At 71.5% G+C, this 12648-nt stretch carries 3 protein-coding genes and 1 pseudogene; 1 reads left to right on the forward strand and 3 read right to left on the reverse strand.

Annotated elements, in window-relative coordinates:
* Together ACIRPK_RS04260 and pulA are read right to left on the reverse strand one after the other, a co-directional pair.
* Positions 1-1970: M4 family metallopeptidase (locus tag ACIRPK_RS04260; RefSeq protein WP_403032783.1), on the reverse strand; the 1970-nt coding region annotated here is incomplete at its 3' end.
* Between the two features lie 508 nt (positions 1971-2478).
* Positions 2479-7903 (reverse strand): annotated as a pseudogene (gene pulA / locus ACIRPK_RS04265) (pullulanase-type alpha-1,6-glucosidase).
* Between the two features lie 288 nt (positions 7904-8191).
* On the opposite strand from pulA, the gene ACIRPK_RS04270 reads away from it, so the two are divergent.
* Entirely contained in the window at positions 8192-9142 is a 951-nt protein-coding gene (locus tag ACIRPK_RS04270) for a phosphatase PAP2 family protein (protein ID WP_403032786.1), read from the forward strand.
* A gap of 377 nt (positions 9143-9519) precedes the next feature.
* Here ACIRPK_RS04270 and ACIRPK_RS04275 read toward each other — a convergent pair whose 3' ends face one another.
* Complete coding sequence (locus ACIRPK_RS04275) at positions 9520-12540, reverse strand: bifunctional [glutamine synthetase] adenylyltransferase/[glutamine synthetase]-adenylyl-L-tyrosine phosphorylase (protein WP_403032789.1); 3021 nt, start codon at positions 12538-12540, stop codon at positions 9520-9522.
* Between the last annotated feature and the right edge of the window lie 108 nt (positions 12541-12648).

A 12648-nucleotide genomic window follows, 5' to 3' on the forward strand; every position in this document is an offset into this window, starting at 1 on the left:
CCGGTGCCGTTGTCGATCACACCGGAGGTCTGGGTCCAGGCGGTCGCACCGGACTCGAAGCCCGCGTTACCGAGCAGCTGCGCCGGGGTGCAGGTGCTGGTGACGTTGTTGACGGTCCAGGTGAAGCTGGCCGTGCCGGTCTTCGAGGCGCTGTCCGTCGCGGTGACGGTCACGTTCGAGGTGCCGAGCGCGGTCGGGGTACCGGTGATCAGGCCCGTGGAGCTGATCGAGAGACCGGCCGGCAGGCCCGAGGCGGTGAAGGTCCGCGGGGCGGTGCCACCGGTGGCCTGGATCTGCAGGCTGACCGCCGTGTTGATCTTGGTGGTCTGGTTGCCCGGGTTGGTGACGGTCACGGTGCCCGGGTTCGTGGGCACGGTGCCGACACTGACGCCGGCCCACGCGGTGCCGACCGCGAGCAGCTCGGCCGAGCCCGCGCCGTACAGGTCGGTCGCGGCCTTCTCGGTGGCGGTGCGGGCGGCCGCGTAGTTGGTGCTGGAGGTCATGTAGACCGTCAGCGCGCGGTACCAGATCGCCGCGGCCTTGTCCCGGCCGATGCCGGTGACCGCGATGTTGTTGGTGGTCGGGCTGTTGTAGCTGACCCCGTTGATGACCTTCGCGCCGCTGCCCTCGGACAGCAGGTAGAAGAAGTGGTTGGCCGGGCCCGAGGAGTAGTGGACGTCCACGTTGCCGATGCCCGAGTACCAGGCGTCCTTGGAGGAACCGTCCTTGGAGGGCTTGTCCATGTAACGGAGCGGCGTGCCGTCCCCGTTGATGTTGATCTCCTCGCCGATGAGGTAGTCCGGCACGTCGGCGGGGAGGTTGGCGTAGAACTCGACCATGGTGCCGAAGATGTCCGAGGTGGCCTCGTTGAGGCCGCCGGACTCGCCGGAGTAGGTGAGGTTGGCGGTGTTGGAGGTGACGCCGTGCGTCATCTCGTGGCCCGCCACGTCCAGGGCGGTCAGCGGGGCGTTGTTGCCCGAGCCGTCACCGTAGGTCATGCAGAAGCAGCTGTCGTCCCAGAAGGCGTTGACGTAGTTGCTGCCGTAGTGGACCCGGCTGAACGCGCCGACACCGTCGTTGCGGATGCCCGAGCGGTTGAAGGTGTTCTTGTAGAAGTCCCAGGTCGCGCCCGCACCGTAGTGGGCGTCGACGGCGGCCGACTCCTTGTTGCTGGCCAGGCCGTTGCCCCAGGCGTCGGTGGCCTTGGTGAACAGGGTGCCGTTGCCGGAGGTCCCGTTGTTCAGGTTGGTGGTGTACTGCCCGCCGCGGGCGGTGTCCTTCATCTGGTACGTCGAACCCGACAGCGAGGTGCCGATGTTGACGTTGCCGACGAAGACGCCCTGGCCGGTGCCCTTCTGGATACCCTCGAACTTGCTCAGCACCACGCCGGACTGAGCGTCCGTCACGATGTGGGTGCGGGCCGGGGTGCCGTCCGCCTCGACGCCCGAGACCACGGTCTCCCAGGCCAGCTTCGGCGCGTTGTCGGCAGCCCAGAGGACCAGCCGCGGCGCGGTGTCCAGGCTGGAGCCCTGGGCGGCGGCGAGCGCGGCGGCCTGCGCCTTCGGGGCGGCCAGCGCCGGAGTGGTGGAGACGCCGGCCAGCGAGGCCGTGCTGGCCCGGTCCAGACCCTTGGTGACGCCACCCGCGGTCTGGTGGACCACCAGGTCGCCGCCGAGCACCGGGAGACCGCCGTAGGTGCGCTCGTAGCGCAGGTGGCGGGAGCCGTCGGCGTCGACCACGACGTCCTTGGCGATCAGCTTCTCCTGGCTGGTCAGACCGAGCGCCGAGACCAGGCCGGCACCCTTCTGGCCCGCGTCGGACAGCAGCTGAGCCTTGCCGGCAGCCGCCTGGCTGACCGGTGCGGGGGCCTGGGGGGCCGCCTGCGCCATGGTGGGCAGTGCGGTCACCACCAGTGCGGTGGTGGCCGCGAGGGCGGCCAACGTCACCCGGGCATGGGTGTAGCGGGACATGCGGACTCCTTTTCCGACCGGTCGCGGGGTTCACGAACGGTGGAGAGAACCTGGCCGCGGGGTTGCGGCACAGCGGGGGCCCCGGGCCACTGGTGCGCGGCCCAGGTCGGTGCGTACAAAGGAGTGGTGCTTTGGTAGCGCCTTGCCTGCGCTGGAACTGCTGCAGCGGGGGGTATTGGGGCCCGGCTCGTCTGCAGCCGGGGGAATCGTGGCAGCAAACGAGTGATGAATGACAGATGCATGCCACGGTTTGGCCGATATCCGCCCCAGGCACCCGCGACCTGACGAAGTGTCGGACCGGTCGGTCGGTAGGGTCCATCTGGCGATGGTTGTCATGTTGCGGCTCGCGCTTCGCATCCGCCCCATCGGTGCTGAACAGTGCGCCGATCCACCCCCGGCCGGACGGTCGGTCGGCTGTTCGCACCCTCTCCGGACGGCTTCCGGAAACAGCGCCGCCCGGGGCTCCGGTGTCACCACCGGAAGCCGCCGGGCGACTGTTTTCGGCCAACTAGCCCTGTACGAACACCGCCACCGTACGAGCGGGAACCGTGAAGGTACCGGTGGAGGCTGTGAAGGAGGCGTTCTTCACCACCGGATCGGAGCCCTGCGCCTGCACCTGGTGCAGTGACTGACGGGTGTCCTTCAGGCCGGCCAGGATCTGCTGTGCCCGAGAGCGGGAAGGACAGCCGCTGCTGCACCTCCTTCGCGCTGCCCAGCGCGAACAGCGGCGAGGACTGCTTGATCCGCAGGAACTGCCCGAACTGCGCGCCGGTGGCCTGGATCTCGTTGCAGCCCACGGTCAGCCGGGGGTCGGCCAGCAGGGATTTGGCGGTCGGCCACAGCTCCTTGTTGTCGGCCGCCATCGGCAGGCCCCGGCCCCAGCCGTTGCCCTGGGTGCAGTCCCACTGGATCGCGTTGAACCAGTCACCCGAGTCGAACGAGTTGGCGTCCAGCGACTTGGAACGCAGCAGGTCGCTGCCCGCCTGCGCGAAGCCGGGCCCCTGGCTCAACGCGGTCAGCGAGAGCCCGAGCGCCTGCATCCGGGCCCGGTCCGCCGGGGTGGTCGTGGTCGGCAGCTTGTAGGCCAGCGCGTCGAACAGGTCGGCGTTGTCGTGCGCGTCGACGTACTCGACCGCCTCGCCGGGCTCGGCCGCGTAGCCGGTCGGGGCGCCGTTGTAGTCGACTCCCGCGCCGGTGACCGGCTTTCCGCTGCTGTCGGTGAACGCGAAACCGGCCAGGTTGCCGGTCAGGCCGATCTTGATCTGGTCCATCTGGTGCAGCAGCCGGGCCCGCTGCTCGGCCGAGGTGCCGTTCGCAGCCGACCCGTTGGGGTCGGTGTACAGACCCGAGGCGAAGCCCTGCTGGGGCGCCGAGCTCAGCATGAAGTTGCCGCCCCGGGCCGCGTCCCGCACCCGGTCGTTGAAGGTGGCGATGCCGGTACCCGCCATCTCGAGCTGACTCGCCTGCACGAAACGGGAGTTGTTGGCCACCACGCCGAAGTTCCAGCCCTCGCCGTAGAGGAAGACGTCCTTCCCCTCGACCCCGTCCCGCTCCTTGCTGAGCCCGCGCAGCGCCGACCGGACGTCCAGCATGGTCTGCTTCGGGTCCAGGCCCATCAGGTCGAACCGGAAGCCGTCGACCCGGTACTCCTTCGCCCAGGTCAGCACCGAGTCGACCACCAGCTTGTTCATCATCGCGTGCTCCGGCGCGGTGTCCGCGCAGCAGCTGTCGGTGGTCACCGCGCCCGCGTCGCTGAGCCGTTGGTAGTAGCCGGGCACCACCTTGTCGAGCACCGAGTGCTCGGCCTGGCCGGCCGCCGCGGTGTGGTTGTAGACCACGTCCAGCACCACCCGCAGGCCCGCCTCGTGCATCGCCTGCACCATCTCGCGGAACTGCACGGTCCGCGCCGTCCCGTTCGCCTCGGTGGCGTACGAGCCCTCCGGGACGGTGTAGTGCAGCGGGTCGTAGCCCCAGTTGTACGCGTCCTCGGCCTGCACCGCCGCCACGCACTCCTGCTGCTGCTCGCTGTCCGCCGCAAGGGAGTTCAGGTCGCAGGCGGGCAGCTTCTGGTCGGCCCGGTTCTCCCGGACGGTGGCGATGTCGAAGGTCGGCAGCAGGTGGATGGTGGTCACCCCGGCCTTGGCCAGTTCCCGCAGGTGCTGCATGCCGGCCGACTTCGACTCGGTGAACGCCCGGTAGGTGCCCCGCTCGGCGGCCGGCACGGTGGCGTCGGCCGAGGAGAAGTCCCGGACGTGCAGCTCCTGGATCTGCTGCCGGCTCGGCGGCACCGCCTGCGGCGACCGGTGCGCGTCCCAGCCGCGCGGCTTGGTGTCACGGTCGGTCAGATCGGCCACCAGGCTGCGCTTGGAGTCCGCCGAGAGCGCCACCGAGTACGGGTCGGTGACCAGGTTGGTGACGTTCTGCCGGACGCTCGGCGCCCAGACCTTGACCTGGTACAGGTAGTACTTGCCGTCCAGTTCGTCGGCGTCCCTGGTCAGCGACCAGACACCGGTCGCCTCGTCCCGGCGCAGCGGCACCGTCCGCGCCGTGCCCCCGGTCGCCCGGTCGAAGAGCTGCACCGAGACCTCGGTGGCGGTCGGCGCCCAGAGCGAGAGGGTCACCTCGCGGTCACCGTCCCACCAGCCCCAGCCGTCGGACTTCCGGTAGACCGGGCCGAGTTGGGCCTTCGCGGCCCTGGCCGCGTACAGGTCGTCCAGCACCCCGGGTGTCTGCACGCCGGTGGCGGCCAGCGTGGCGCCGCTCGGCAGGTGCTCGGTGAAGATCAGCTGGCTGCGCAGCGCCCTGCCGATCCGCCCGGCGTCCCGGCCGTCCACCGTGAAGGCGCGGTAACCCGCCAGGTGCGGGTACTTGGCCTTCTGGGCAGCCGTTAGGGTGCCCGGGTTGAGCCGGATCCACTGGCCCGGCTTGGTCAGCACACCCTTGTCGACGGTGAGGCCGCCGTCGGCGTCGTAGATCAGCTGGGCGCTGGTGCCGCCCGCCAACGCGCTGTCCCCCGCGCCGTAGTTGGCCGGAACCAGTACCGTCCTCGCGTCGATCCACTGGGCCCGGGCCGAGGAGAGGTCGAGCTGCGCGGAACTGCCCGCCGCCTGCGGCAGCAGGTGGCCCTCCTGGCCGCCGATGATCCAGATCTCCCGGCCGCTGGTCGCGAAGTCCAGCGACTGGTCGTTCGGCAGGTCCTTGTCGTTGCCGTTGTGCAGGATGTAGCTCAGGCTGGTCGCCCCGGCCGCCAGCGGCACCTCGAAGACCGCACCGTAGGAGTCCTTCCGGGCCGGCCGCAGCGGGTTGCCCCAGTCGGTCGGGGTGGCCGCGCCGGTCCAGTCGTGCAGGCCCCAGCCGTCGTACTTGCCGTCCGCCCGGTAGTAGTGGATCACCGCCGTGTCGGCGGGGACCGGGACGGCCGGGTCCGGGTTCTTGGTGTAGACGTTCGGGTCGCCCTCCTTGACCCAGACCTCGCCGGTGGCCCCCAGGTCGATGTGCCGGTCGGCCTCGCCGTCCTTGCTGCCGCCCTTCTCCACCACGAAGCCGACGTCGGCCGCGCCGCTCTTCAACTTCACGTAGGCGAAGGCCCCGTAGGCGTCCCGCCCGGTGAAGCCGTGCCCGTCCGGCCAGGGGGTGGACTCGCCGTCGGCCAGGTCGCCCCAGGCGTACATGTTCCAGCCGTCGTAGTCGGCGTTCTTCCGCTGGTAGTGCACGACCGCGTACGGGCGCGAGGTGGCGCTCGGCACGGGCTTGGGCGCGGGGGTACCGGTGGTGAAACTCCCGGTGGCGGAGCGGAGGTTGCCGCCGGAGTCCTTGACCACCGCCTTGTAGCGGACCACCGTGCCGGGCGCCACCCCGGCCAGGTCCTGGGTGACCTTGTACGTCCCGTTGTCGGCCGAACCGAGCTGCTGCCAGGGGCCGTTGCCGACCTGCGCGGCGAACGAGACCCGGTTGAAGCCGCCGCCCGGCACCTCGGCGCCGATCGTGACGGTGCCGGTCGAGCCGTTGTCCGGTGCATTCAGGGCGAGTTGGGGCGCGGTGGCCGGCTTGGCGAGCCTGCCGGCCGCCTGGTGCACCACCGAGGAGTACCCGGGCACCGTCACGGTGACCTTGCGGTCGGCACCGCTGGTGGCCTTCGCGCCGGCGCTCGGGTAGAGCTGCCGGAACTCCATGCCCGCCGAGAAGGTGTCCAGCGTGACGGTCTTCGGCTCGGCCGAGTTGTTGACCGCGACCAGGTACTCGACCTGCTGCCCGGCGTCGATCCGGGAGAACGCGTACACGCCCGCACCGTCCGCCGCGTACCGCTCGATCTGTGCGCCGTCGGCCAGCGCCGGGTGCGCCTTGCGGAGCGCGGCCAGGGTGCTGATCCCCTGGTACAGCGCGCCGCCCTGGCCGTACCGGTCGGCGGAGCCCTTGCTGCCGCCGATCACGGTGTCCTGGTTGTAGGAGCCGGTCTTCGAGGCGAACATGTCGTGCCGGGCGTCCTTGTCACCCCCCGCGCCGGTGAAGCCCTGCTCGTCGCCGTAGTAGACCACCGGCTGACCCCGGGTCAGGAACATCAGCTCGTTGGCGAACCGGTCCTTCTGCAGCAGCTGCTCGGCCGACGCCCCCGGGTTGTCGCTCTGCAGGAAGCTGCCGAACCGACCCATGTCGTGGTTGCCGAGAAAGGTCGGCAGCTCGTACGCGTTGGTGTCGCCGGTGGTGTAGCGGAAGTCCTGGGCGTACAGCTCGGCCAGCCCCTTGGCCGAGCCGCCCTGCGAGACGTACTTGCGGGCGCTCTCCTGGAACGCGAAGTCCAGGGTGGCCTGCAGCTTGCCCTTGGTCACGTACGGCGCGGTGACCGAGGGGTCGCCGGAGTAGACCTCGCCGAACATGAAGAAGTCCTTGTTGCCCCGCTCGGCGGCGTAGCTCTTGAGCGCGGGGGCCCACTGGGACCAGAAGGCCATGTTGACGTGCTTGACGGTGTCGATCCGGAAGCCGTCGACCCCGCTCTCCTTCACCCAGGTCCGGTAGATCTGCTGCATGCCCTCGACCACCCGGGGGTTCTGGGTGTCCAGGTCGTCCAGCCCGGAGAAGTCGCCCTCGGTGGCGGACTCGCCGACGAAGGTCGAGTTGCCCCGGTTGTGGTAGAGCGCCGGGTCGTTCAGCCAGGACGGGCTCTTGGCCTTCTTGTCCGCGTCGCTGCGGAAGGACGGCGTGTAGGGGAACGAGTCCGCGCCGATCTTCGGCCACTGGGCGGCCGCGTCGGCGACGGCGGTCTCGTCCACCGGGTTCCCGTCGGCGTCCAGCGTCGGGAAGGCACCGGCCGAGCGGTAGTCGTACTTCCCCTCGGTGAAGTCGACCACGTCCGCCGTGTGGTTGGTGATGACGTCGAAGAAGACCTTGATGCCCTTCTTGTGCGCCTTCGCGATCAGCTCCTTGAGCTGCGCGTTGGTGCCGAAGTGCGGGTCGACCTGGGTGAAGTCGGTGATCCAGTAGCCGTGGTAGCCGGCCGAGGCGTCCGCACCGGTGCCCTGCACCGGGCGGTTCTTGAACAGCGGCGCCATCCAGATCGCAGTGGTGCCCAGGCCCTGGACGTAGTCCAGCTTGTCGATCAGGCCCTGTAGGTCGCCGCCGTGATAGAAGCCCTTGTCCGCCGGGTCGAGCCCGGTCTCCAGCCGGGTACCGGTCAGACCGCCGGTGTCGTTCTTCGGGTCACCGTTGGCGAACCGGTCCGGCAGCACGAAGTAGAACTGCTCCCTGGTCAGGTCGTGCCGATCGGCCGACCCGGCCATCGCCTTGTCCGAGGGCGGCCCGGCCGGCGCCGCGGCCGTCGCCAGCGGGGCGGCCCCCAGCCCGGTCGCCAGCAGCGACGCGGCGATCAGTGCGGCCGTCCGGCCGGGACGTCGGTAGGGCGTCGTGCTCCGTGGGCGGCGGGGCTGGGCTTCGGCCACTGCGGGCTCCCTTGAGGCGGCTGGTCGTCGTTGGGTGGCTGGACGCTAGCGGCTGCAAAATGTTTCAGCAAGATGCAGAAAAGATTGCGGGCGTGGTCTTGACCGAACCGTTGCCTGCCGCCGCCGAGCCGGGGGTCGCGTCGACCGGCCGCCCCCGAACGAGTCACAATGGACCCCATGTCAGACCCCGGCACCCAGTCCAGTACCCCGGAAGGGGGACAGGCGGTGAAGAATCCACTACCGCAGGATGAGCAGACGGCCACGAGCCGTCTGGCAGACTTCTCGCCCATGGGGGAATCGACCGAGCAGTCCGCAGCCAGTGCCACCGACGGCCGGGCAGCGGCGCAGGCCGGTTCCGTCCAGGGCGAAGGCCGTACGGGCCGTCGGCCGGACGGAGCCACCCGCGCCGCCCAGTCCACCGGCGCGGCCGTGCGCGGCCGCATCCGCGAGCAGCGCCGCACCCCGGCCCGCCCCCGACTGTGGTTCGAGCTCGCCCTGATCGGGGTCAGTTACTGGCTGTACTCGCTGGTCCGCAACGCGGTGCCCGAGCAGGACGTGATCGCCCAGCGGCACGCGAGCTGGATATGGGACCTCGAACAGCACCTCGGCATCGCGGTCGAGCACGGCATCAACCACGCGGTCGACTCGGTCACCTGGCTGATCGTCGGGATGAACTACTACTACGCCACGCTGCACTTCATCGTGACCATAGGCGTGCTGGTCTGGCTCTACCGCTCCCACCCCGGCCGCTACGCGGCGGCCCGCACCGTGCTCTTCGTCACCACCGGTCTCGCCCTGGTCGGTTTCTACTTCTACCCGCTGGCCCCGCCCCGCCTGATGACCGGCGGCGGTTTCATCGACACCGTCAAGGTGCACGACACCTGGGGCTCGATGGCCTCCGGCGCGGCGGCCAACGTCTCCAACCAGTACGCGGCGATGCCCTCGATGCACATCGGCTGGTCGCTCTGGTGCGGGCTGACCATCTTCTTCCTGGCCCGCGCACCCTGGGTCCGGGTCCTGGGGCTGCTCTACCCCGCCCTCACCCTGCTGGTGATCGTCTCCACCGCCAACCACTTCTGGATGGACGCGGTCGGCGGCGCACTCTGCCTGGCCCTCGGCTTCACGGCGGCCCGCGTGGTCTACCACGTCTGGGTCTACCGGCTTCCCCGCACCCGCACCACCCCCGAACGCGACCTCACCGTCCCCGACGAGTGGTCCCTCACCAAGGTCGACCACTAGCCCTCAGGCAGGCGCTCAGCTTTTTGCGGCTCCGAGGGTGCCCTGCCCAGGGGCTGAGGGCTCTGCTGCTTGCGGCTGCGCCGCGCGGGCGAGGAGATCTGGCGCTCGGGTCACTGCGAAAGTCCCTGACCACCTACGCACGGATCACCTTGCACGAGGCCGGCGTCGCCCACGCGGCGGAGCCGCACAACAGCACAGCCCCGAGCCCCTGACTCCGTAGCGGGCTGAGCACCTGCAAAAAGGCCGGCGTCGCCCACGCGGCGGAGCCGCACAACAGCAGAGCCCCGAGCCCCCGGATGTGCACCACGTGCGCCCACGCGGCGGAGCCGCACAACAGCACAGCCCCCACGTAGGACTGGAGCACCTGCCAGAGGGTTTCAGCCGTAGAAGAGCTCCTCCACCACGGCGCGGGCCCGGCGCGTGGTGCGCCGGTACTCGTCGACCAGTTCGCCGGTGTGGCCCGAGCCGTAGCCGAGGTAGCGGGCCACCCCGGCCAGTTCGCGGGCCTCGGAGGGGAAGCTGTCCCCCGCCCGGCCCCGGACCAGCATCACCGCACTGCGCACCCGCGAGGCCAGCACCCACGCCGCGTCCAGCACCGCCGCGTCCTCCACCTCGACCAGCCCCGCCTCGACCGCCGCCGCGAGGGCGGCCCGGGTCCGGGTGGTCCGCAGGCCGGGCACCCGGTGCCCGTGCTGCAGCTGGAGCAGCTGCACCGTCCACTCCACGTCCGCCAGGCCGCCCCGGCCGATCTTGGTGTGGGTGGTCGGGTCGGCCCCCCGGGGCAGGCGCTCGGCCTCGATCCGGGCCTTGATCCGGCGGATCTCCAGCAGGTCCTGGGTGGGCACCCCGGCCCCGGGGTAGCGCAGCGGGTCGATCAGGGCCCGGAACCGCTCGCCCAGCTCGGGGTCGCCCGCCACCGGTTCGGCCCGCAGCAGCGCCTGGGACTCCCAGACGTGCGACCAGCGCCGGTAGTACGCCTCGTACGAGGCGAGCGTCCGCGCCAGCGGGCCCTGCCGGCCCTCCGGCCGGAGGTCGGCGTCGACCAGGAGCGGGGGTTCGGTGGACGGCGAGGCCAGCAGCGTCCGCAAGCGGTTGCAGACCTCGTACGCGGCTTTGGCGGCGTCGTGGTCCAGCACGCCGAGCAGCGGCTCGTGCACGAAGAGGACGTCGGCGTCCGAGCCGTAGCCCATCTCGTGCCCGCCGAACCGGCCCATCGCGATCACCGCGAGCCGGGTCGGCAGCTCGCCGTTGGCCGCCTCCCACTCGGTCACGCAGGCCAGCAGCGCGCCTTGCAGGGTGGCGGCGTTCAGGGCGGTCAGCGCCTCGGCCGCCGCGTCCACGGCGGCGCCCGGCTCCTCGCCGAACCGGCCCAGCACGTCGGCGGCGGAGGTCCGGAACAGCTCCCGGCGGCGGACCCCTCGGGCGGCCGCGACCCCGGCGGCCGCCGAGCCGGCCCGGCCGACGGCGGACCGGATCTCCTGGGTCAGCGCCACCCGTCCCCGTGGCAGCAGGCCCTGCGGGTCACCGAGCATGGCCACCGCCTCGGGGGCCCGGAGCAGCAGGTCCGGGGCCAGCCGCCCTGCCGAGAGCACCCGGGCCAGCTGTTCGGCGGCCGCGCTCTCGTCCCGCAGCAGCCGCAGGTACCAGGGGGTGCGGCCGAGCGCGTCCGAGACCTGACGGAAGTTCAGCAGGCCGGCGTCCGGGTCGGCCGAGTCGGCGAACCAGCCGAGCAGCACCGGCAGCAGGGTGCGCTGGATCGCGGCCTTCCGGCTCACCCCGGAGGCCAGAGCGGTCAGGTGGCGCAGCGCGGCCGCCGGGTCGGCGTAGCCGAGTGCCTCCAGCCGGGCCTTGGCCGCCTGGGTGGAGAGCCCGATCGCGCCGGTCGGCAGCTCGGCCACGGCGTCCAGCAGCGGGCGGTAGAACAGCTTCTCGTGCAGCCGCCGGACCTCCACGGCGTGCCGCTTCCACTCCCGCTGGAGCGCGGCGACCGGGTCGGCCCGGCCCCCTTGTCCGGACAGGCCGGTGTCGTTGATCTGGGCGCCCAGCGAACGGGCCAGCCGGCGCAGGTCGGCCGGATCGGTGGGCATCAGGTGGGTCCGGCGCAGCCGGTGCAGCTGGATGCGGTGCTCCATCGCGCGCAGGAACCGGTACGCGGCGTCCAGCGAGGCCGCGTCGGCCCGGCCGACGTAGCCGCCGGCGCTGAGCGCCGCCAGGGCGGCCAGGGTGGTGGGGCTGTGCAGCCGGGCGTCGGTCCGGCCGTGCACCAGCTGGAGCAGCTGGACCGCGAACTCGACGTCCCGCAGCCCGCCGGGCCCGAGCTTGAGCTGCCGGTCCAGCTCGGTGACGGGGATCGCGTCCACCACCCGGCGGCGCATCTGCTGGACGTCGGCGACGAAGTTGTCCCGCTCGGCGGCCTGCCAGACCAGTGCGCCGGTGGCCTCGGCGTACGCGGCGCCGAGCTCGGCGTCGCCCGCCACCGGACGGGCCTTCAGCAGGGCCTGGAACTCCCAGGTCTTGGCCCAGCGCTGGTAGTACGCCAGGTGGCTGGCCAGGGTGCGGACCAGCGGCCCGTTCCGGCCCTCCGGGCGCAGGTTGGCGTCCACCGGCCAGATGGTGCCCTCGCCGGTGGTGTCCGAGCAGAGCCGCATCATCCGGGCGGCCAACCGGGTGGCGGCCTGCACCGCCTGGAGCTCCTCGACGCCCTCGCGCGGCTCGGCGACGAAGATCACGTCCACGTCGGAGACGTAGTTGAGCTCGCGGCCGCCGCACTTGCCCATGCCGATCACCGCGAGCCGGCACCGGCCGGCCGCCTCCGGGTCCTCCTCGGCGGCGATCTCCAGCGCGGTCTGCAGGGTGGCGCCGGCCAGGTCGGCCAGTTCGGCGGCGGTCTGCGGCAGGTCGGTGGTGCCGCTCAGGTCGCGGGCGGCGATGGTCAGCAGGCAGCGCCGGTAGGCGATCCGCAGCGCGTCCGCCCGGTCGGTGCCCGCGGTGCCCATCCGACGGTGCAGTTCGCGCCGGAAGTCCTCGGTGCCGGGGTGGATGTCCCGGAGCTCGAAGGTGACCAGGGCGTGCCAGTCCCGGGGGTGCCTGGCCAGGTGGTCGCCGAGCGCGGTGGAGGCGCCGAGCACCGAGAGCAGCCGGTCCCGGAGCGGCTTGGAGCTCGTCAGGGTGTCCCGCAGGGTGTGCCGTTCGGCCGGGTCGAGGGCTTCCAGCAGCCGGCCCAGGCCGAGCAGCGCGAGGTCCGGGTCGGCGGTCGCGCCGAGTGCGTCCAGCAGCACCGGGTCGTCGGCCAGCCCGTGCAACCACGGCTCGTCGAGCAACCCCACGGCGGCCTGCGGGTCGGAGAACCCGCGCCGCACCAGGCGTATCTCCAGCCGACTGCTCCGCTCCGCCACCACGGTCGCCTCTCTGCCGCTGACAGCTGTTCGATACGAGCGTACGTGTGCGGGGGCCGGCTGCCTTGGCCGACGTCCCGTCACCCCACCGCCCGGTCACCCGTTAACCCC

The organism is Kitasatospora sp. NPDC101801, from assembly GCF_044766665.1.
In the GTDB taxonomy this organism is placed as follows: domain Bacteria; phylum Actinomycetota; class Actinomycetes; order Streptomycetales; family Streptomycetaceae; genus Kitasatospora.

Excerpts from the sequence above, each read along its gene's own strand:
- ACIRPK_RS04270 (WP_403032786.1), top strand. The coding sequence starts at position 8,192 with ATGGGGGAATCGACCGAGCAGTCCGCAGCCAGTGCCACCGACGGCCGG.